The sequence below is a fragment of the Dolichospermum compactum NIES-806 genome (assembly GCF_002368115.1).
Lineage (GTDB): Bacteria > Cyanobacteriota > Cyanobacteriia > Cyanobacteriales > Nostocaceae > Dolichospermum > Dolichospermum compactum.
Map to the genome: position 1 here is coordinate 3,413,090 of NZ_AP018316.1, position 20,838 is coordinate 3,433,927.

Below are 20,838 nucleotides of genomic sequence, written 5' to 3' on the forward strand. Positions count from 1 at the left end.
GAAATTAGATGAGGCTGTTGCTGCTTACCAAAAAGCTCTATCATTACCAGAAGATACTTTGGTAACTCCAACAACTGCCCATACTCTTGCAAATAATGGTTTAGGTTTAGTATTGCAAGACCAAGAAAAGTTTGAAGAAGCTATAAAACATTTCGACAAAGCCGAAGAACTTGACCCCGATTATATATATGCTCGTAACAATAATATAGAAGCACGAAAATTATGGACTGAAAAACAAAATAAACTAGCCAGTGTAGAAAACGATATGGGATTTTTGCCCAAAAATGATCCCAACTTAACTGTTAAGCGTTCTGTCGTTCTCATTACTGCCAAGTTTTCTAACAGTCAACGTCAAGGAATTGAGGTTGGTACTGGTGTAGTTATCCAGCAAGATGCCAACCGGACATTAATTCTCACCAATCGTCATGTGATTTTTGATGGCAATGAACAGGGTGAAAATATTCAAGTGGAGTTTTTCAGTTCTCCACCAACAGGTAAAGTCAGAATGAGGAGGAATGCCAAATTATTCCAAAAGACTCCTACAGATGAACTCGATTTAGCTGTTTTGGAAGTTAGCGGTAAACTACCAGAAGACATCCAACCTTTATCAACGTCTACTACCATCAACCCCGCAATGCCTATTCAAGTTATCGGTCATGATGCCCAAAGAGGTAAAGATAAATCATGGTCTGTCCAATCAGGAAAAATCATTGTTCAGAACCAACAATTACAAATATCTGCAACCGCACTTAAACCTGGTTATTCTGGCAGTCCTGTGATAGACTCAAAAAATCGGCTCATAGGCATAGTTTATGCCCGAAAAACGGGTGAAACCAAAAATTTTGCCTATCCTATATCTGTAGTTAAAAAACAATTGTCCATCTGGAAAATTACTTTAACGAAACCATGAGTTATAAAATTCTACTGGCCAGCTTATTAATCCTCGGCATTAATCCTCTCTCTGCTGTTGCCTCTTGTCCTAAAGGAAATGCCCGTTCTACAGATTATATCCGTCGGCAACCACCCAACCGTTGTGAAGGCATCAAACTCGAACCTTTAAGCGGCAATAGCTTGAGTTTAATTTCCATTGCTACCCGCAACATTGCCAGTTATGGTAATACCATAACCTTACAAGTTCCCCGCATTAAAGATGGTAAAAATCCTCAAGTGATAGTCAAATCATTAGATGATAATTATCACTATCAATTAGATGATTTGCTATTATCTAACAATGGTGCAAATTTCGGCTTTAGCTGGGATACTTACGTTCTTAAAAAAGCCAACATTCCTGCAAATAAACTCCGCGCTGTAGCAGCTTATAGCCTGGGTTCTCAAAATGTTTATGTTCCCGTTACATTGGGAAAAACTTCTGGTAAATACGAGTTTGTTTTTTATTCTCAAGATCGAGTCAAATTTACCAGTGTAAAAATCGTCCCTCTCACAGATCAAAAAGATCAACAGCCAGTATATAGGACATCTCGCACTACCCCCAATAGTGGTGAAATTAGTTTCACCTGGGATGGAAGTAAATCTCCAGCAGGACGCTATCAACTTCACTATATCGCTAATATTGAACGCAGTAATGAACCAAGCGATAGAATTGAACGACGCATCGTATTTGAACATAACCCAACCTGGTTAAAATAAATCATTTTATTCTCAAGATCGAGTCAAATTTACCAGTGTAAAAATCGTCCCTCTCACAGATCAAAAAGATCAACAGCCAGTATATAAGACATCTCGCACTACCCCCAATAGTGGTGAAATTAGTTTCACCTGGGATGGAAGTAAATCTCCAGCAGGACGCTATCAACTTCACTATATCGCTAATATTGAACGCAGTAATGAACCAAGCGATAGAATTGAACGACGCATCGTATTTGAACATAACCCAACCTGGTTAAAATAAATCATGGCATTTCGGCAAAAAGTTAGACAGAAATCTTCTCAAAATTCCAGATTTAGTAAGATTAAGAACTTTATTATTACTAGGTCTGGCTTAATTCGGACAAAATTTAATAATATTAATCATAATTTTCTCCAGCAATTGCCAAATCTAAAACAATATCTAATCCAGCAAAAATCATCTATTTTGGTGATAATATTGCTTGTGGTTTTATGTATTATTACTATTGCGGCTATTGTCCCTGGAACTCATATATTTGAAGGTAATCTTATTTTTCAAGAAATGAGTTTTACTCATGATGATAATCAACCTAAACTGTTTCTCGGCAATATTAAAAACATTAAAAAACTAGAAACCGAAGGTAAGCAAATATTAACTTTTACTGGCAGTTTTCAAAGTGAATCTTTACCAGAAATTAATAAATTAAATTCCTTAGAAATCCAACTTACAGAACGGGAAAGTAAAATAATTATTACTCCAGCCAATTCTCAGACAGAAAGCGAAATTAATCTCAAGGAATTACGACTACAACCACAAACAAGAATAGCTAGACTAAATTATGATTTTTATCGTCAGCAACTAGCTTTTTCTCTTCTTCCCAATTCTCAAAATAATCCCAACCCCTTAGAAATCTATTTAGGTGAACAGCCTATCAAAGTTATTATAGAAGGTTATAAAATACCCAGTTTAAATTTACCGAAGTCACAGGATGATCAAGCACAATTAGAGTTTATTGTCAACCCCAATAATAAAGAATTTACTTTTAACATTCAAGAAAATACTAATATTTATCTCACTTTATCAAAACCACCAAAATATGAATCAGAACAATGGTTTAGAGGCAAAATAAAAACTAAAGATGTCACATTTACTCATGTAGATAAAAATGGTGGCAACCTCAGAGATGATTTAGAAATATCTACTATTCTCGAAGGTAAAATCCGCATGGCAGAACAGGATAGAGAAATTAAAGAAAATCAGTTTCTGATGGGAGAAGACACTAATAAACCGTTAAATATTCAACTTATCCGCAATCTGCAAATAATATCTGATAAAAAAGGTATAGAAGCACGTTTTTCTGGTAAAACCAAACAAATTCAAATTGGACTAGATCAAGATTTTCCTGTTTCTAGTATCCAAGGTAGTTGGTTAGATGGGGTGCTACCTCGTGATGCCATTATTGCCCTATTTTCCTTTGGTGCTGCTACCGTGGCTAATCTTCTTTCTTGGTTATTTAGTAATACCAATTCCCGCAAACCATAATATATTTGTGAAATAGATAAGATACCCGACTTTTTGAAAAAGTTGGGAATCTGGGTATTAGAGTTTCAAGTTTTCACATAATCACTTAACATTTTTTCCAACCGTTCCACACTCAGACGAGGAGAAGGACGGGGTATCAGTTTTTCTTTACCGTCACCAATGAGTAAATGTAGTACCGGAATTTCATATTGATATGCTGCAAACCAATCATCACGAGTGGTAATATCCCGTACTTCCAACTCAAAACTGAGATTTTTGATTTGTTCGAGTTTTTCCTGTAAACCTTCACAAAGATGACAACCGGGTTTGCTGTAGAGAATTAATTGCATGAGTTGAGACTAAACAATGAAAATGTGTTTTATACTTATTTTAACTAAAAATACAATTTTATAGAAAAATATCTGATAGCGTGGCGTAAGCCATATCAGGATATTCAGGATTACAAGATTAACAGGATGAAAAAATAGATGATAATTAATGGTGATAAATAAAAACCCCAATTACAGCCAATTACAGCGATTTCCAATCATATAAGGTACATCCTAGCCCCCTCATCGCACCCCCCTAAATCCCCCCGCAGCGGGGGGAAGAAAAGGATAAGCTTTTGATACTGGAGGGGGTTGGGGGTGGGGTTCTTGTTCCAGGTTTGATGACAATTTGCTGTAAATCATCATCTGTTACAAAATTAATATCAACGTAATGCACCCTACAATAATACTGACATTCACAAAACCTTACCAAATCCTCCACCTCCAGGAGTTTCTATGATAAAAATATCCCCTGAATTCATCTCTACTGTAGCTGTATTACCTAAATTTTCCTCAGTTCCATTCTCACGTTTTATCCAGTTTCTTCCTACTTTTCCGCTTCCTCCACCATGCAAACCAAAGGGAGGAATTAACCGATGACTAGAAAGAATATTAGCTGTCATTGGTTCGAGAAATTTAATCCGACGAATTACGCCATTTCCACCTGAATATGTGCCTTTACCACCACTATCAGAACGCAAACTAAAGCTTTCTACTTGTACAGGATAACGAGTTTCTAAAACTTCTGGATCAGTTAAACGGGAGTTAGTCATGTGAGTATGAATCGCATCAGTACCATGATAATTTATCCCCGCACCTGAACCACCACAAATGGTTTCATAATATTGATATTTTTCATTCCCAAAGGTAAAATTATTCATTGTTCCTTGAGAAGCAGCCATGACACCTAAAGCACCATATAAAGCATCAACAATTGTTTGTGAAGTTTCTACATTTCCTGCTACCACTGCTGCGGGATAGATTGGGTTTAACATACAGCCTTGAGGAATTATAATTTCTAAAGGTTTAAGACACCCAGTATTGAGAGGAATATTATCATCAACTAAAGTACGGAACACATATAAAACGGCTGCTTGTGTTACAGCTTTGGGAGCATTAAAATTACTATTTAGTTGTGCAGATGTTCCCGTAAAATCAATTTTAGCACTCCGATTTTCTCGGTTAATTGTCACTGCAACCTGAATTTTTGCACCGCTATCCATTTCATAAATAAATGCACCATTTTTCAAAACATCAATTGCTCGTCTGACGGATTCTTCAGCATTATTTTGGACAAACTGCATATAAGTTTGTACTGTTGTTAGTCCATATTGATTGACCATTTTATCAAGTTCTTGGACTCCCCTTTCATTAGCAGCTATTTGAGCTTTAAAATCGGCAATATTTTGATCAGGATTGCGACTAGGATAGGGATGATTTAAGAGATAATTTCTCACGGCTGTTTCTTGAAAGTCTCCCTGTTCAACTAAGAGAAAATTATCAAATATAATTCCTTCTTCTGCTACTGTGGTACTGTGAGGGGGCATAGAACCAGGAGTAATACCACCGATATCTGCTTGATGTCCACGAGAAGCAACATAAAAGATAATTTGTGTTTTTTCTATATCAAAAATTGGGGTAATGGCTGTGACATCAGGTAAATGTGTTCCCCCATTATAGGGGTTATTTGATAAATAAACATTTCCCGGTTTAATATTGTCACCTCGATCATTAATTAAACTGATGACACTTTCACTCATTGAGCCTAAGTGTACAGGAATATGAGGTGCATTTGCAACTAATGAACCGGAAGCATCAAAAATAGCACAGGAAAAATCTAGCCGTTCTTTAATATTAACTGATGTTGCGGTATTTTGCAGCACAATTCCCATTTGTTCGGCGATGAATTGATAGAGGTTTTTGAATATTTCTAAACGAATGGGATCTGGTTGAGATATGGTATACATTTTTTCACTTAATTAATTTCAAGATAAACAATATGTTGGGTTTCCTTGCGTCAACCCAACCTACATTTTTTATTAAATTGTATCTGGATCTATATTTAATTCCCGCAGTTTTGTGGCCAAACGTTCTGCTTTTCTTGCTTCCTGTTCTGCGGTTTCTTCAGGTGTGGGGACTAAATTGCCTTCTGATGTGAAATAACGCAATAAACCTTCATGAATTCCTAAATATAAACCTAATTGTTGACTCCATAAATGCCCTTTTTCGGTGGCTTTTATAGGTTGATATTTTCCGTCTGTGATATGAAATCCTGCAAATTCTAATGTATAAGGATCAAACCAAAAATAGTCAGGTGTGCGGAAAGTTTCTTGATAAAGTTCTTTTTTTGATTCTCTATCTATTTTGGCTGTTGTTGGTGAGAGAATTTCGACAATTACATGAGGATATTTACCGTTTTCTTCCCACACTACCCAACTTTTACGAGTTTTTCTGTCAGTTCCTAAGACTACAAAAAAATCAGGCCCACGAAAATTTTCTGTTTTCTTCTGATGTGGACTATAATAAATACTCAGATTTCCCGCAGCATAGAAATCAGTTCTGTCTTTCCATAACCATTCCAAACATTTGAAAAGTAGGATTATTTGTCGTAGGTGTAGTTCTGTTTCCACGGGAGGTTCATCACTATATAGGTCACTGGGAGGAAAAATAACATCTGGAGAGATGATTTTTTCAGATGCTATTTCTTGAGTAATCATCATGATATGATACCAAGTAGTTATTTGTTTATTCTAACATTAATTACCAATTGATAATTAATCCATTCAAGGTCTTATCTGTGTTTATCTGCGTTCAAATATTCTGAAAATCTTATTTTCTTTGGAAATGTTGGGTTTCGCAAAGGCTCAACCCAACCTACGAAAAATGGCGTTGTAAAATTAAGTGATTTTGTTTCGTTAATGTTGCTTCCCAGTGAGGTTCAACGACAATTGTGCTGATTTTTTCGACAATGATAGCAGGTCCGATTATACTATCTTCTGGTTGTAAATTATCCCGGTAATAAACAGGAGTATCATGCCATTTATCAGCCGTAAACATTTTTACTATTTCCACAGGTGTGGGATTTTGATCGAAAGGACGATTACGAGTAATTAATGGTTCTTGAGGAGTATCCATTTTTTGAATTACTTCTACTGAAACTGATTCGACAATTAAGGTTTTCTCGGTTTGAATGAAACCATATCTATTTTTATGCTCAGTTTCAAATTCTTTTCGCATTAATGCCACATCATCTGCGAAATCAATGTTTAATGTAGAGTTAGTCCCATCATATTTTAAGTTAATTTTTTGAACTATTTCTTCTCTACTTGTTTTATCGGAGTTAATAGTAGTTCTTGCTTGGGTTTCCAAAGATGCTATCAATTGCTTTAGTTGTGGAATCAATGTTTGATTCAAGGGTTTTTCTACGCCTGTTTCTTTAATTGAGCGAATATCAGCTAATCCCATACCATAAGCAGAAAGAACTCCTGCATAGGGGTGAAGAAATATCTTTTTCATTCCTAAAGTATCAGCAATTAAACAAGCAACTTGTCCTCCTGCACCACCAAAACAACAAAGGACATATTCGGTGACATCATAACCTTTTTGTAAACTGATTTTTTTGATGGCATTTGCCATATTTTCCACAGCGATCGCTATAAATCCTGCTGCTACTTGTTCCGGTCTAGAATTGTTGCCTGTGGCGGCTACTATCGCCTGGGATAGTTGGATAAATTGTTTTTTGACGATATCTTTATCTAAAGGTAAATTGCCTGTAATTCCCAAGACAGAGGGGAAATATTGAGGGTGAATTTTTCCTAACATGACATTAGCATCTGTGACGGTTAACTGTCCCCCACGACGGTAACAAGCCGGTCCTGGATTTGCTCCCGCAGATTGGGGTCCGACACGATAACTAGAACCATCAAAATATAAAATTGAACCGCCTCCAGCCGCAATGGTATTAATTGCTAATACGGGAACTCGCATTCTTGCACCAGCAATTTCTGAGTCTAATTGGCGTTCATATTCTCCTTTAAAGTGGGCAACATCTGTACTTGTTCCGCCCATATCAAAGGTAATTACTAATTCAAACCCTGCTCTTTTACTGGTTTGAATTGCACCGACAATACCGCCAGCCGGACCGCTTAGAATACTATCTTTTCCTTGAAATTGTTGTGCGTCGGTTAAGCCGCCATCAGATTTCATAAACATTAATTTTACTCCAGGTAGTTGATTGGCTACTTGGTTAATGTAGTGCCGCAAAATCGGAGTTAGATAAGCATCTACTACGGTTGTATCTCCTCGGCTAACTAATCTCATTAATGGACTAACTTGATGGGATATAGAAATTTGTGTAAAGCCAATTTCCTGAGCTATTTGTGCTACTTGTTGTTCGTGGTATAGATAGCGATCGCTGTGCATGAAAACAATGGCACAACTGCGAATCCCTGTGTGATAAGCCGCTTGTAAATCATGTTTAGTTTTTTCAATATTGACGGCTATTAATTCCTGACCATGAGCATCATAACGTTCCTCTATTTCAATTACCTGCTCATACAGCATGGTAGGTAAAATTATCTTCCTAGCAAAGATATTGGGACGATTTTGATAACCAATTCTCAACGCATCTTTAAAGCCTTTAGTAATAGCTAAAACTACCCGATCTCCTTTTCTTTCTAATAGGGCATTTGTGGCTACTGTTGTCCCCATTTTGACTGTTTCTATGGCTTCAGTCGGGATAGTTTCTTGGCTGGAAATACCCAGAATATCTCGAATACCTTGAATAGCTGCATCTTGATATTGTTCAGGATTTTCTGATAGTAATTTATAGACTATAATCCATTGTTTATTAGGGAGAGGAACAATTAAAAAACGTTCTTGATGTTTTGAAAGTCTATTGATTATGGTTTGATTATTGGTAATAGCAACTATATCTGTAAATGTGCCACCTCTGTCTGCAAATACTTTTAACATTATTCAATTTCCTCAACAATAAGTCAGATTCCCGACTTCTTGAAGAAGTCGGGGATCTTGTTGTTCAAAACTAATTAAGAAAGGTCTTTCAATTCAGCGGTGCGGACTGAAAGTATCTGTGTTTGATTCCCTCTTTGCACTTTTACCTGCAACGCTTGACCCAGGGTACTGTTTTCTACAACATCTTGCAATTGTTCAGCACTGGTAATGGCTTTATTATCAATTTGCAAAATCACATCACCACGCCGGATACCTGCACTTGCAGCCGGAGAATTAGGAACAACTCGCATGACCAAAACACCTTTAACTTCAGGAATTGCAAACATGGAGTTAGGGTCATTGTTATTTTGTTTTGCTAATTCCGGTGTTAGTGTCACCATTTGCACACCTAAATAGGGGTGAGCAACTTTGCCATCTCGTTGCAATTGTACAGCGATCGCCTTGGCCTTATCAATAGGAATCGCAAACCCAATCCCCATCGCATCTGCACGAATGGCGGTATTAATTCCAATCACCTCTCCTAAACCATTTAATAACGGTCCACCAGAGTTACCGGGGTTAATAGCTGCGTCAGTTTGGATGAAATCTAACCGTTTATCACTGATTCCTACTTGAGCGCTCGAACGTTTCAGGGTGCTGACAATCCCCAAAGTCACAGTATTATCAAATCCTAACGGATTACCCACCGCGATCGCCCAATCTCCCACCTGAACATTATTAGAAGAACCTAAAGGTGCAACCGGTAAATCCTTACCAGCATTAATCTTCACTACAGCCAAATCCGTAACTTCATCAATGCCTTTCACCTTACCCTCAAAAGTGCGACCATCTTTCAGACGAACTGTAACCTTATCCGCCTTATCAACTACGTGAGCATTAGTGAGAATTACGCCACTTTTGTCAAGAATAAAACCCGAACCTAAACCCCGTAACTGTTCAGTCGGTGATTGTTGAGGAAAGCTATCACCAAAAAACCGCCGAAAAAACGGATCTTCCAGCATCGGATCATTGCGGCGAGTAATCGTCCGTTCAGTATCAATTCTTACTACTGCCGAACCTACACGATTTACCGCTGCTGTCACAAAACTATGACTACCAATCACAGCCGCAGCGGGAGAAGGCTTTTGAGCAACTTTTGTGAATGACTCAGTGACAGGATTCGGACCCGGTTCTGCTGCTGAAGGTAACACCCGCAGAGAACTGACAGTCAGCATCACTCCCATGAAAATTGCTAACAGATGGCTACTGAGTTGTCGGATAGACCGGGACATTGGGAAAAATCGCATAATCACAACCTAATCTACAAGTCTAGTTTTTGCTGTTTCTTGATAAATCTATCTACATCTCATTCTAGTTTATTGACATTTTCGCTCAAATTTAAGTTTCTGGGATTTTGCCAAATCTTGGCTCAAACATGAATATTTCCCACCTGTCACTAACTCAGTAGCAGCAGTTAAACAACATAAAAAATTCCTATCTCTCTGGGCTAAAATATTTATTAGAGCCAAAATGCCAAAACCAATACCTTATAGAATAACTCATGAATGGAGCAACCCCCATCACAAACGACTCCTCACCTGTATCAGAACCAGGAGAACATATCCACAATCACAGCCATACGGATCATACACACATTGATTCTGCTCATCCTCATGTCCACAGTGAAGATTCCTTACGAAAGATTATTAACCGACTATCACGCATAGAAGGTCATGTTCGCGGAATTAAAACAATGGTACAGCAAAATACCCCATGTCCTGATGTATTATTACAAATTGCCGCTGTGCGTGGAGCATTAGACAAAGTAGCACGAATCGTCCTAGACGAACATTTAACTGAGTGTATTGGTAGAGCCGCTCAAGCAGGTAATATAGAATCAGAAATTGAACAATTAAAAGCCGCCTTAGATAGATTTTTACCTTAGCAGACTCAAAGAAATCAATAGTCAAGAAATCAACTGAATATATCAAACCATTGGGATGGGAAATATTGTTTTGATTTCTATATCTTCGAGCATTTATTTTTAAAATTTAAATCATGATAGCCAAATTCAAACAAATCTTGCGGACACATTTATTTGAATATTTGATCCGCTTTTTCACAACAACACCTGTAGGTAAGGGAACTGGGTTAGGATTATCTATTAGTTATCAAATTGTTGTTGAAGAACATAAAGGTAAAATCCGTTGTTTTTCTCATCCTGAAACAGGTACAAAATTGCAAATAGAGATTCCTACCCAGGTTAATCCTTAGTTCCAGATAAAAACATGAATCTCAAAAAATATAAATTTAATTACTCCCTTAAACTTAATAAAGAAAAACCAATAATTCTATTTTTACATGGTTTCCTGGGTAATCTTCATGAATTTGATCAAGTAATTGAATTACTATTTAATGATTTTTCCCATCTCACCATTGATTTACCTGGACATGGAGAAACCCAAGTTTTAGACGATGAATGTTATACAATGGCATCTACAGCCGCAGCGATTATCCAATTATTAGATGAGTTAAAAATTTATCAATGTTATTTAATTGGTTACTCAATGGGAGGAAGATTGGCTTTATATCTGACTCTGCATTTTCCCCACAAGTTTATTAAAGTCATCTTAGAATCTGCTTCCCCTGGGTTAGCAACAGAAACCGCAAGGTTAGCTAGAATTAAAAGTGATGCTCAAATAGCCAGAAAACTATCTAGAATAATTCATGAAGATGATTTTGATAATTTCCTCAACAATTGGTATCAACAGCCAATTTTTGGTGACATCAAAAATTATCCCCAATACCAATCTATGGTAGTCAGTAGATTAGCAAATCAGCCTCTAAATCTAGTTAAGTCATTGCAATTTATGGGAACAGGTTCTCAACCTAGTTTATGGGAATTGCTCACTCAAAACACCACTCCTATATTATTATTAGTTGGTGAAAAAGACGAAAAATTTATATATATTAATATTGCCATGACTGAAAAATGTAACTTAGCTAAATTACAAATAATTCCCCAGGTTGGACATAATATTCATCTAGAAAACACTGTAGAATTTGTGCAAAATATGCAAAAATTTCTTAGTAGGGTGTGTTAGCGACAGCGTAACGCATCATTTGACATATTTATTAGTCCAACGATAAATTAAAGATTTAAAGGCGAACTCTGGTAAGGCTAACATTCTTTGCCACCGCCAAGGTTCTTGATATAGTCTATATAGCCATTCTAGATTATTATTAGCCAACCAACGGGGGGCGCGAGTTTTTTCGCCTGACCAAATATCAAAACTACCGCCAACACCTATCCAAATGCAGTGGGGGCATAAATGACGGTGTTCAGCAATCCATAATTCTTGACGTGGTACTCCCAAACCAACAAATATTACTTGTGGCTGGATTTGGGTGAGGGTTTGCAATAACTGTTCTTCTTCTGCTGGGGAATGATAACCAGAATGTGTGCCGGATATTTTGAGAGTGGGAAGTTGTTTTTGCCATAAATCTGCGGCTTTGTCGGCTATTCCTGGTGCGCCTCCATAGAAAAATATTGAGGCAGATGTTTGTTCCTGAGCTATTGTTTGTAAAAGTTTTTCGGCTAATTCAATTCCGGGAAACCGTTGCACTTTTTGTCCTAATAAATATTGTAAATAGAGAACTACTCCTGCGCCGTCGGGAATCACTAACTCAGCGTTTTTAATGATTTTTGCCAATGGAAGATTGCGCTCTGCTTGCATAGTCATTTCGGCGTTGAGGGTGACTACGTGAGTCCCTTTACCTGCTTTTAAGCAATCTAATAACCAGTTTGGATAATTACTGATGATATGCACTGGTAAACCTAATACGGGAAATGCTTGCGGGAATTTAAACATAGTTTTTTAAAATCAGACTTTAGCAGGAGGTTTGATGAACGTTAGTGTATCAAATTTTTTCCTGCATGAATAACAAGAATTTGTAAAGGCAAACAGTTTAGATGTGAAAGCAATTATCGGTTTCAGAAAATACAATGGAGGGCGCAGGGACTGCACCCCTACGGATTTTGCGATAAAAAACTGTACCTCATAACATCAGAAACTGGTGTAAGATCCTCTGGGCGATCAATATCTGCTAAAGTTTGCAGATAACCCATTGATAAGTTTAATTTCTGGGCAATTTCTACTGTTTTTGCGAATACTTGAGCGGTTCCCCAGGAAATATTTGTGAATAGTTCTGCTATTGGTTGTTGTAATCCAATTAAATAATAACCACCGTCTAGAGCAGGACCCAGGACAAGATTAAAAACATCTAATTGCTCGAAAGCGATTGTTAAAATTTGCGAGTTTAAATTAGGACAGTCTGTACCAATGATGATAACTTTTTCTGCTTTTTGATTAAACGCATTGATGAGCGATCGCTCCATTCTTGCTCCTAAATCTCCTTCGCCCTGAGATTCATATCTTAAATCATTTCCTAACCAATTTTGCATTTTTTCCAAATTACCACCTGTGAACCGCACTTCTACGGTTACTATGGTGATCTTTTGCAGTTCTTTGACCTGAAAAATAGTATGTTCGGTCATTTGTTTGTGCAAGTTAGCAGCGCCAATATCACCCAATGCAGGTATTAACCGGGTTTTTGTTTTCCCTGGTTCTGGGTAGCGGGTAAAAATAATCAGGTGTTGTTTTGATGGTTTCCAAGATATCATTCAAAATTCGCGGCTATTAAAGATATGGCAACTATGGGTGCGGTGACTGCGCGAAGAATCCGACGACCCAAGGAAATGGGCTGAAATCCTGATTCTTTGGCTATTTCTATTTCTTGATTTGTCCAACCTCCTTCTGGTCCAATGGCAATAATTATGTCATTTGCGGTTTTATTGATTATCTGCTGTAAATGAGGGTAATTTCCACGAGCTTCACAGATATAACGATGAGTGGCAATATTTTCTTTGATTGCGGTGTTGAAAGCTACTGGTTGGAGGATAGTGGGAACTACAGCCCGTTCTGACTGTTCAGCGGCTTCTGAGGCTATACGCTGCCAACGTTCTAGTTTTTGGGGACTGGGATTTAATAGGGTGCGATCGCTCAAAATAGGTGCTATACAAGTTACTCCCAACTCCGTACAATACCGGACAATTTCATCAAATCCATTGCCTTTGGGTAATGCCATCATCAAGGTAATAGCTACAGGTAATTCAGTTTTTACCTCCAGCGGTTCTAAAACCTCTCCCTGTTCCCCTGCTAACTGCGCTAACCACCATTTCCCCATACCATCCATAACAATGAATTTATCGCTATCTCGCAAGCGCAATACCCGCAGCAAATAATGTTGTTGTTGAGGTGTTAATAGCAGATGGGTTTCTTGAATTTGCTGGGAATGAATAGTAATGCGCTGAAGTTGGGAAAGTGATAGCATAAGGGCTGACTTGTCAGTGCGGTAAAAATTTTGTCGGACTACTTGCTACTATTGTAACAATTGCTGAAACCGCTGTTCACCGCGAATTTTAGCAAAATCTGGGTCGCTTTTCGCTAGATCTTGATATTTTTTGGGTACAAGTTGAATAGCTTTTTTGAGGTTGTCAATTGCTAGTTCGAGATTATTTTGCAAGGCATAATTACAAGCCTTGTTATAATATGCTTGATGCAAATTGGGCTGAATAGTAATTGCTTGATTGTAAGATGCTAAGGCTTCTTTATAGCGTTGTAATTTAGTCAGAGCAATGCCTCGGTTAATCCAAGCTTCATGTTTATTGGAGTGAATAGCGATCGCTTCATCATAAGATATAACAGCCTCTTCATAATTTCGTAAAGCCGTTAAAGCATTGCCACGATTATACCAAGCCTCATCTTTATTTGGGCGAATAGCGATCGCCTTATTATAAGATTCTACCGCTTCTGGATACTGTTGCAAAGCAATTAAAGCATTACCACGATTTACCCAAGTCTCCGCACTATCAGTTTTAATAGCTATGACCTGATTATATACATTTAAAGCTTCTCGATAACGATGGGTATCCAACAAACCATTACCTTGTAGTAATAAATTTTCAGCTTTTTGACTATCTTGCACCTCTGTAATTAGTTGATTAACATTGCTTTCCTGGACAACTTGTTTAGTATTATCCGGTGAAGAATTTGCCAAATCACTACAGCCAATCGCCAGAAAACTAATTAAACTAGAGGCAATTAATTGTCGCCAAACTACCATATTGCACCTACAAAAATCATATAATTATCCTAAAACTGATGGAACATTTAAAGTCGTATCGAAATCAACTAATTATTATTAATTGTTTTTTGTTTATGTAAACTAAAGATGAAGATTTGGGTAAGTTTTCTTAAACTATGAATATCATACCATATCTGTGATCAACTTTTTTCTCTACGTATAGCAATCCTATTTGAGTTAAGAACTTATCGGTGATAGCGTAGCGTGACGTAAGTCATTGGCAGGGAACAGGGAACAGAAGTATTCATGAATCATTGAGAATTGCTATATAGACTCAGCTAATCTATAGGAATCTGGTTTGATTATAGCTATTGTGGTGGAGTCATATTCTTCTCACTTCCGCTTCTGACTTGGTGAATTGTCAAAAAAAAAGAATCATCCCACATAAAAATTATAAATGATTCGTGATAAAATTACCTGCTTGTTGCTTGTGGAGACAAAAAATTTCATCTACGACTGCACAGCATCATAATTATCCGTATTTGTCTGCGTTTATTTGCGTTTATCTGCGGTCAATTATTCAGATAAATCTGATTTTATCCAGATTGATTTGAGATTGAGAATAAAAATTATATAATACTGTGAATCCAAGTGTTTTTACAGCGGTTAAATTGATAATGAGACGATGGGAGGAAATTAAAAACTATGACTATTGAACCTGACTCATCTAACTCAGAAATAAATCAAGCAGATGAATTAGCAATTGATGGTAGTGATCACTCATTACTAACAGAAGGATTAGGGAAAAAACAAATATTTGGACAATCTGCATTCAAGGCGAACATGACCAAAGGGGCTGAGTTTCTTGTGGAAAGCAACTCCAGTTTGCAAACTGCTATTACCCCAAGAATTTTATTATTTACCAGTTTGGCGATCGCCACAACTATCATTAGTATTGTCATTAATAACTCATTTCTGGGGATTGTGGGAACTTTAGCCACATTGATTTTATCACTGTTAATCCTGCTTCCGTGGCTGCAAAATGTCATTCAAGAATGGTTTTCACCTCAAGATAGAAATGTATTTATTGGCTTAATAGGAGTAATAGTAGCAATAATTGGCTTATTCAGATTTACTAATTTGGGTAGTGGCTTATTGCGTTGGGGAAAAAGAGTTAACTGGGATGCTTCTGGGACTTTAGCAGAATGGTTTGGAGCATTAGGACAAATTGCCATTGCCATTATTGCCGTTTATGTAGCATGGCGACAATATGTAATTTCCAAAGATTTAACCATTCAACAAAACCTGCTAACTGTACAGCAGAACATAATTACCCAACAGCAAACCATAGATTCCTACTTTCAAGGAATTTCCGACCTAGTATTAGATGAAGAAGGATTATTAGAAGATTGGCCACAAGAAAGAGCGATCGCCGAAGGACGTACTGCCGCTATATTTAGTAGTGTAGATGGCAGTGGTAAAGCCAAAATCCTGCGATTTCTCTCCCGTTCCAAATTACTCTCTCCCCTCCAGCGCGATCGCCGACTAGGAAGAGCTATTCTAGATGGTAGTGGTGGTTATGCCGAAGATCGTTTAGAAGGAGTGCGCGTCATTGATTTAGGTGTCATGTTAGCAGGTGCAGATTTAGCTGACAATGATTTGCGCTGGACAGATTTAAGTGAAGCTAACCTGATTCGTGCTAATCTGAGCAATTGCGATTTAGTCAAAGCCAACCTTGCCCGCACAATCTTATACGATGCCAACTTGAGCAACGCCGACTTAAATGGAGTACGCCTATTTTATGGTTTACCTGAACAGGCATCCCCCCGCAGTCGTACCGAACCACCCAACTACGAAACAGGAGAACACACCGGCGCAGTTATCGAAAATGCCGACTTCACCAACGCCCAAAGAATGTCTGAATCCAGCCGTTACTATTGCTGTAGTTGGTGTGGAGAAAAAACCAGACACACAGTTCCCGGTGGTTGTGAAGGAATTCCCAATAAATTAGGGAGATAAGAATTAGGGAACAGGGAACAGGGAACAGGGAACAGGGAACAGGGAACAGGGAACAGGGAACAGGGAACAGGCAATGGGTAAGAATATCAATAAAACATGGTTCTTCCCAATTACCAATTACTCAAAAATCTTGGAACTAAACCTATAAACCACAGGTCAACAGCAATACCCTGTAATGGGTAAAAAAATCTTTAAAAAACAGAACTAAAACAGAACTAACAAGTTTAAGGAGCATTTAACTTGATGAAAAGTTCCAAATTTCTGCAAATATCTGCTACGGCTTTATTGAGTTTAGGAATCTTCCAAAACATAGCTCTTGCTCAACCAATTAAAAACCAAATCAGAATCCCTGCATCTCAAACTGTAGATAAAAACTTATCACAAATAAAAATCAGTCCCCTGTATCTGGAGCGCGAACAAAAAGCTCCCCTAATCATTAAAAATCAACTACTGGAATTACGCCGCGATATCCAGTCAAAAAATCTAACTTTTCAGGTAGGTTACACACAGCCTTAGATTATAAACTAGAGCAACTAGCCGCCACTCAAGCACCAGATGATTTACCAACACAGGCTAACATCCAAAACGCCGTTGCTGCACAAATCTTAAATCTTGATTCCGCCGAACGTGACAAATTTGAACGTATCAATCCCGGCGTAATTCCTGAATTACAATTAATTAAAGCTCGTGGCTGTTTTGCCTCAGCCAAATCCTTTGACTGGCGGACTTTCAATAAAGTTACCCCAGTACGTAACCAAGGAGGTTGCGGTAGTTGTTGGGCATTTGCTACCCGTTTTCCCCTCCTCCTTCTTCTTCCTCCTGACTCCTTCTATAAGTTGTCTGGTAAAGTCAGAATTTCTACACCATCTTCGGTGACAGCAATGGTATGCTCAAATTGAGCAGACAGGAGGCGATCGCTTGTTACCGCAGTCCAACCATCTCCAAGCATTTGGGCTTCATGAGTGCCTTCATTAATCATCGGTTCAATGGTAAATACCATCCCGGCTCTGAGTTTCTTACCTCTCCCCCTAATGCCATAATGGGGAATATCCGGTGCAGTATGGAAAATATTACTAATTCCATGCCCCACAAAATCCCGCACCACAGAAAAGCCGAAAGACTCTGCATACTCTTGAATTGCTGCTCCAATATCCCCAATTTTTGCCCCTGGTTTAACCTCTGCAATTCCCAACCGCAGACACTCTTGAGTTACTTCCACTAACTTTTGGGCTGTGGGGGAAGGATTACCCACTAGAAATGTTTTTGATGTATCACCATGATAACCGTCAACAATCGGTGTAACATCTATATTAATAATGTCCCCATCCTTGAGAATTTGTTTAGCATTGGGGATACCGTGACAGATCACCTCATTCACACTTGTACAAATAGACTTAGGATAACCTTTATAACCTAAAGGAGCGCTTTTCGCTCCATGCTTTTGAGTCCATCTTTCCGCTTCATCATTCAATTGCAGAGTGCTAACTCCCGGTTTAACTAAAGGTTCTAAATGTTGTAACAACTTAGCCGCTAAACTGCCAGCACGGCGCATTTTTTCGATTTCTCGCTGGGATAAAATGACTATGGTTTCGGTTTTCATCAATTTTCTATCTACTCTTTTAAAAATATAGTTAATCCAGTTGTCGCTGCCCTGCTTGCAGCATCGGCCACCTTTAGAGTATACAAGCTTTGTTCTGGGGTGATATATAAAGGACTACCATCGCATAGATAATCTAATACCATAGTCGTATCTTTAGCAAATAAACCCCGACGAGTACCCACTTCAATCAACTTTGTGCCTGCTGCTGACACCAGCATTCCCGTATCAGTATCGAGAATTATCTCCCCTTTTTCACCTTGGACTTCTAATTTGCGTTCTGATTGCCACAAAGTTTCACCTTTGCCATAAATTACCTGTGCCAGTAGTCCACTTTCAAAGCATAATTGGGCGGAACATAAACAGGTTTGGTAATAATTAGGTTCCGTTTGCCAATATCGTTGGTGACAATTGACAGTCAATACTTCACCAAACAAATCAATCAGCCGATTTAACCGAGATAATGCCCCAATCAGGGGAAAGCCAAACATCTCATGATTATAAGTCCATTTCCGCGGGGCTGGATGCTGGGGATTTAGGGTGCTATAGCGGACATAAAACAAATCACCAATTTGGTCTAAGTGTTGTTTTAAAGTTTGATGCCAACCCCCCAATAATTCAATGTGTTCGACGTGCAAAAGCTTGTTTAATCTTTTGGCTAAAGCAATCAGTTCTTCCGCTTCTTTGACATTCACAGATAAGGGATATTCAACAATAACGTGTTTGCCCGATTCTAAAGCTGCACGAGCAATTCTACCATGATCTCGATTAATGGTGCAGATGACCACCATATCTAAATCGTCTCGTTCTACTAATTGTTGCCAAGAATTCATCCCCACAGTTGCATATTCTTGGGCTAAAACCGCCGTCCTTTCGGGATTACCGGCTATCGCTATTAAATCAGTTCGGGGATCTTGTTGCAATGCCTCAGCCCTGAGTTTAGCTGCATAACCTGTTCCCACTAAACCCACCCTCAGACTCTTTTTGGATAAAGGTAGTTCGTTATTGTTCATGAATTTATTAATCACCAATTGTTAGACTGTTTGGGTTTAATGCCATTAGTATTTTATCAATAAGCCGACACTAGGATTTAACACCTCTAGTACCGCTGAAAGGAAAATTTTATTGAGATTGCGGTGATTTTGGAAACAATACCATAAATGTAATACAGCGTAAGAAGCGGTATTAAGCTGAGGATAAAGAAGTAATTAAACGATTTTGAATTTTAATATCTGTTTTATCCTGATTTTTACGAATTTTTATCTTAATTTCTGATTAATTAGGATTTGTAAATAATTAGGTTATGTTATGGGTTTTATATGATATGGTACATAGATGAGAAAACACCAACAATAAATTGTACATCTTGTGTATAAGATGTGGGCATTTTCTCCTTTAAATATCAAATTCCTGGATAATTTTCGCAAGTATCTACCAGATTTCTGTTTTCCTAATATCTAAGATGATGACACAAATACAAAATCTGCGGATTTTTTATCCATTTCTAGTGCCATTTATAAGTTCATCGGAAATTTATTGGTTATATATACTTTCGGCTTTGTTACTAGCTTTGATTATATATAAATTAGGGTTATCTCAACAAGACGAACAGATAAATTTAAGACAGTATCTTTTGCCAAAAGCAGTTTATTTACATCCTTCAGCGATCGCTGAATACAAGTATTATTTTTTATCTTCACTTTTGGAAATATTTGTAATATTGCCAGTTATATTATCTCTACCAAATCTAGCAAATATCATTTGTCATTACTTAACGGAAATTACGTACCTAACAACACCGTTTTTAATTACTCATCCTCAGTGGTATCATTATGTTATATTGAGTATTTTTGTGGCTTTAGCTGGAGATTTCGCTTATTATTGTTACCATTATTTAGCTCATAGGAGTTCATTTTTTTGGGAATTTCATAAAGTCCATCATTCTGCGGATGTACTGACTCCGATGACTGTTTATCGCTCTCATCCCTTTGATTTGCTTTTAAGTATGAGCATAGGAACGGTAATGCTGGGTTTTGCTACAGGGATGTGGGTTTATTTATTTGGTAATCAAGTCTCCCCTTTATCCATTTATGGAGTTGATTGGCAGATATTTCTCTTTTATTTAACTGGTGCTAACTTACGACATTCTCATATTTGGTTAAATTACCCTTATGCGGTTAGTCATGTGTTGATGAGTCCTGCCCAACATCACATTCATCATAGTGTTGAACCAAAGCATTATGATAAGAACTTTGGTTACATTCTGTCTTTTTGGGACTGGATATTTGGGACTTTATATGTACCAAGGAACTATGAAAAACTCAGCTTTGGTTTAGCAAATGGAGAATCGAATTTGTTTAATAGTGTCACCAATATGTTGTTACAGCCTTTGAGAGCAATTGGGCAGAGAATTAGCAAAAAAGTGATATCTTAGGAAAAATTAACCCGGAAAAAACACTGATCATGAATTATCTAAAATTGCCAAATTTGATCAAGGATGGTTGTTCTCCAGGCGTTAGTGCCGATAAAAATTGATTATGCCAGCAATTAAGCAAGGAACTTACATATAACCCAATGTGTGGTTATACTACGAGTTTTCCTAATTCAGCTAAAGCAGATTTATAAAATCAAGATTTTCAAATATA

Annotated in this window: 21 protein-coding genes; 10 read left to right on the top strand and 11 right to left on the bottom strand. The window is 37.7% G+C overall.

The window, feature by feature from the left end; all coding sequences use genetic code 11:
• The 3 genes from CA730_RS16005 to CA730_RS16020 form a co-directional block, all read left to right on the top strand.
• Nucleotides 1-910, top strand: a 910-nt coding sequence (locus tag CA730_RS16005) for a trypsin-like peptidase domain-containing protein (protein ID WP_096668773.1), incomplete at its 5' end; no start/stop codon positions are given.
• Complete coding sequence (locus CA730_RS16010) at nt 907-1,647, top strand: hypothetical protein (RefSeq protein WP_096668775.1); 741 nt, start codon at nt 907-909, stop codon at nt 1,645-1,647. The genes CA730_RS16005 and CA730_RS16010, both read left to right, overlap by 4 nt.
• A gap of 265 nt (nt 1,648-1,912) precedes the next feature.
• On the top strand, nt 1,913-3,169 hold the full coding sequence (locus CA730_RS16020; RefSeq protein WP_096668777.1) for a hypothetical protein: 1,257 nt from the start codon (nt 1,913-1,915) through the stop codon (nt 3,167-3,169).
• 65 nt (nt 3,170-3,234) lie between these two features.
• Here the strand turns inward: CA730_RS16020 and CA730_RS16025 are convergent, their stop codons facing one another.
• The 5 genes from CA730_RS16025 to CA730_RS16050 all read right to left on the bottom strand — a co-directional run bounded on the left by CA730_RS16025 (nt 3,235) and on the right by CA730_RS16050 (nt 9,737).
• Nucleotides 3,235-3,498, bottom strand: a complete 264-nt coding sequence (locus CA730_RS16025) for a glutaredoxin family protein (RefSeq protein WP_053537509.1) — start codon at nt 3,496-3,498, stop codon at nt 3,235-3,237.
• 395 nt (nt 3,499-3,893) lie between these two features.
• The gene (locus tag CA730_RS16035) at nt 3,894-5,444 is read right to left on the bottom strand and encodes a hydantoinase B/oxoprolinase family protein (RefSeq protein WP_096668779.1); all 1,551 of its coding nucleotides are present in this window, start codon (nt 5,442-5,444) and stop codon (nt 3,894-3,896) included.
• Between the two features lie 72 nt (nt 5,445-5,516).
• On the bottom strand, nt 5,517-6,197 hold the full coding sequence (locus tag CA730_RS16040) for a Uma2 family endonuclease (RefSeq protein WP_053537507.1): 681 nt from the start codon (nt 6,195-6,197) through the stop codon (nt 5,517-5,519).
• A gap of 154 nt (nt 6,198-6,351) precedes the next feature.
• Nucleotides 6,352-8,451: a hydantoinase/oxoprolinase family protein gene (locus tag CA730_RS16045; RefSeq protein WP_096668781.1), complete on the bottom strand. Its 2,100-nt coding sequence runs from the start codon at nt 8,449-8,451 to the stop codon at nt 6,352-6,354.
• A 74-nt stretch (nt 8,452-8,525) separates the two neighbouring features.
• The gene (locus CA730_RS16050; protein WP_096668783.1) at nt 8,526-9,737 is read right to left on the bottom strand and encodes an HhoA/HhoB/HtrA family serine endopeptidase; all 1,212 of its coding nucleotides are present in this window, start codon (nt 9,735-9,737) and stop codon (nt 8,526-8,528) included.
• A gap of 254 nt (nt 9,738-9,991) precedes the next feature.
• Here CA730_RS16050 and CA730_RS16055 point away from each other — a divergent pair, with 254 nt between their 5' ends.
• From CA730_RS16055 to menH, 3 genes are all read left to right on the top strand, one after another.
• Complete coding sequence (locus CA730_RS16055; RefSeq protein WP_096668785.1) at nt 9,992-10,375, top strand: metal-sensing transcriptional repressor; 384 nt, start codon at nt 9,992-9,994, stop codon at nt 10,373-10,375.
• Between the two features lie 113 nt (nt 10,376-10,488).
• On the top strand, nt 10,489-10,704 hold the full coding sequence (locus CA730_RS16060) for an ATP-binding protein (RefSeq protein WP_231939860.1): 216 nt from the start codon (nt 10,489-10,491) through the stop codon (nt 10,702-10,704).
• 14 nt (nt 10,705-10,718) lie between these two features.
• Nucleotides 10,719-11,534, top strand: a complete 816-nt coding sequence (gene menH, locus CA730_RS16065; RefSeq protein WP_096668787.1) for a 2-succinyl-6-hydroxy-2,4-cyclohexadiene-1-carboxylate synthase — start codon at nt 10,719-10,721, stop codon at nt 11,532-11,534.
• A 15-nt stretch (nt 11,535-11,549) separates the two neighbouring features.
• Here the strand turns inward: menH and CA730_RS16070 are convergent, their stop codons facing one another.
• From CA730_RS16070 to CA730_RS16085, 4 genes are all read right to left on the bottom strand, one after another.
• Nucleotides 11,550-12,302, bottom strand: a complete 753-nt coding sequence (locus CA730_RS16070; protein WP_096668789.1) for a WecB/TagA/CpsF family glycosyltransferase — start codon at nt 12,300-12,302, stop codon at nt 11,550-11,552.
• A gap of 158 nt (nt 12,303-12,460) precedes the next feature.
• A complete protein-coding gene (locus tag CA730_RS16075) occupies nt 12,461-13,114 on the bottom strand; it encodes a TIGR04282 family arsenosugar biosynthesis glycosyltransferase (protein ID WP_096668791.1) in 654 nt (217 codons plus the stop codon).
• On the bottom strand, nt 13,111-13,824 hold the full coding sequence (locus CA730_RS16080; protein WP_096668793.1) for a 16S rRNA (uracil(1498)-N(3))-methyltransferase: 714 nt from the start codon (nt 13,822-13,824) through the stop codon (nt 13,111-13,113). Before CA730_RS16080 ends, CA730_RS16075 begins: the two co-directional genes overlap by 4 nt.
• Nucleotides 13,825-13,872: 48 nt before the next feature.
• A complete protein-coding gene (locus tag CA730_RS16085) occupies nt 13,873-14,616 on the bottom strand; it encodes a tetratricopeptide repeat protein (RefSeq protein ID WP_096668795.1) in 744 nt (247 codons plus the stop codon).
• A gap of 666 nt (nt 14,617-15,282) precedes the next feature.
• On the opposite strand from CA730_RS16085, the gene CA730_RS16090 reads away from it, so the two are divergent.
• The 3 genes from CA730_RS16090 (at nt 15,283) to CA730_RS25710 (ending at nt 17,495) form a co-directional block, all read left to right on the top strand.
• Entirely contained in the window at nt 15,283-16,596 is a 1,314-nt protein-coding gene (locus tag CA730_RS16090; RefSeq protein WP_096668797.1) for a pentapeptide repeat-containing protein, read from the top strand.
• Between the two features lie 243 nt (nt 16,597-16,839).
• Entirely contained in the window at nt 16,840-17,112 is a 273-nt protein-coding gene (locus CA730_RS25705) for a hypothetical protein (RefSeq protein ID WP_231939861.1), read from the top strand.
• A 161-nt stretch (nt 17,113-17,273) separates the two neighbouring features.
• Nucleotides 17,274-17,495 carry a C1 family peptidase gene (locus CA730_RS25710; protein ID WP_231940133.1) on the top strand — a complete coding sequence of 74 codons (222 nt, stop codon included), beginning with the start codon at nt 17,274-17,276 and terminating at the stop codon, nt 17,493-17,495.
• Here CA730_RS25710 and map read toward each other — a convergent pair.
• Nucleotides 17,426-18,196, bottom strand: coding sequence for a type I methionyl aminopeptidase (gene map, locus CA730_RS16100; protein WP_096668799.1), 771 nt, complete (start codon nt 18,194-18,196; stop codon nt 17,426-17,428). The two genes, CA730_RS25710 and map, sit on opposite strands and share 70 nt — an antisense overlap.
• Before the next feature lie 11 nt (nt 18,197-18,207).
• Nucleotides 18,208-19,206 (bottom strand): Gfo/Idh/MocA family protein, encoded by a 999-nt coding sequence (locus CA730_RS16105; protein ID WP_096668801.1) that lies wholly within the window; start codon nt 19,204-19,206, stop codon nt 18,208-18,210.
• A 449-nt stretch (nt 19,207-19,655) separates the two neighbouring features.
• Here CA730_RS16105 and CA730_RS16110 point away from each other — a divergent pair, with 449 nt between their 5' ends.
• On the top strand, nt 19,656-20,627 hold the full coding sequence (locus tag CA730_RS16110; RefSeq protein WP_096668803.1) for a sterol desaturase family protein: 972 nt from the start codon (nt 19,656-19,658) through the stop codon (nt 20,625-20,627).
• Nucleotides 20,628-20,838 lie beyond the last annotated feature (211 nt).

Excerpts from the sequence above, each read along its gene's own strand:
- CA730_RS16010 (WP_096668775.1), top strand. The coding sequence starts at position 907 with ATGAGTTATAAAATTCTACTGGCCAGCTTATTAATCCTCGGCATTAAT.
- CA730_RS16020 (WP_096668777.1), top strand. The coding sequence starts at position 1,913 with ATGGCATTTCGGCAAAAAGTTAGACAGAAATCTTCTCAAAATTCCAGA.
- CA730_RS16025 (WP_053537509.1), bottom strand. The coding sequence starts at position 3,498 with ATGCAATTAATTCTCTACAGCAAACCCGGTTGTCATCTTTGTGAAGGT.
- CA730_RS16035 (WP_096668779.1), bottom strand. The coding sequence starts at position 5,444 with ATGTATACCATATCTCAACCAGATCCCATTCGTTTAGAAATATTCAAA.
- CA730_RS16040 (WP_053537507.1), bottom strand. The coding sequence starts at position 6,197 with ATGATGATTACTCAAGAAATAGCATCTGAAAAAATCATCTCTCCAGAT.
- CA730_RS16045 (WP_096668781.1), bottom strand. The coding sequence starts at position 8,451 with ATGTTAAAAGTATTTGCAGACAGAGGTGGCACATTTACAGATATAGTT.
- CA730_RS16050 (WP_096668783.1), bottom strand. The coding sequence starts at position 9,737 with ATGCGATTTTTCCCAATGTCCCGGTCTATCCGACAACTCAGTAGCCAT.
- CA730_RS16055 (WP_096668785.1), top strand. The coding sequence starts at position 9,992 with ATGAATGGAGCAACCCCCATCACAAACGACTCCTCACCTGTATCAGAA.
- CA730_RS16060 (WP_231939860.1), top strand. The coding sequence starts at position 10,489 with ATGATAGCCAAATTCAAACAAATCTTGCGGACACATTTATTTGAATAT.
- menH (WP_096668787.1), top strand. The coding sequence starts at position 10,719 with ATGAATCTCAAAAAATATAAATTTAATTACTCCCTTAAACTTAATAAA.
- CA730_RS16070 (WP_096668789.1), bottom strand. The coding sequence starts at position 12,302 with ATGTTTAAATTCCCGCAAGCATTTCCCGTATTAGGTTTACCAGTGCAT.
- CA730_RS16075 (WP_096668791.1), bottom strand. The coding sequence starts at position 13,114 with ATGATATCTTGGAAACCATCAAAACAACACCTGATTATTTTTACCCGC.
- CA730_RS16080 (WP_096668793.1), bottom strand. The coding sequence starts at position 13,824 with ATGCTATCACTTTCCCAACTTCAGCGCATTACTATTCATTCCCAGCAA.
- CA730_RS16085 (WP_096668795.1), bottom strand. The coding sequence starts at position 14,616 with ATGGTAGTTTGGCGACAATTAATTGCCTCTAGTTTAATTAGTTTTCTG.
- CA730_RS16090 (WP_096668797.1), top strand. The coding sequence starts at position 15,283 with ATGACTATTGAACCTGACTCATCTAACTCAGAAATAAATCAAGCAGAT.
- CA730_RS25705 (WP_231939861.1), top strand. The coding sequence starts at position 16,840 with ATGAAAAGTTCCAAATTTCTGCAAATATCTGCTACGGCTTTATTGAGT.
- map (WP_096668799.1), bottom strand. The coding sequence starts at position 18,196 with ATGAAAACCGAAACCATAGTCATTTTATCCCAGCGAGAAATCGAAAAA.
- CA730_RS16105 (WP_096668801.1), bottom strand. The coding sequence starts at position 19,206 with ATGAACAATAACGAACTACCTTTATCCAAAAAGAGTCTGAGGGTGGGT.
- CA730_RS16110 (WP_096668803.1), top strand. The coding sequence starts at position 19,656 with ATGATGACACAAATACAAAATCTGCGGATTTTTTATCCATTTCTAGTG.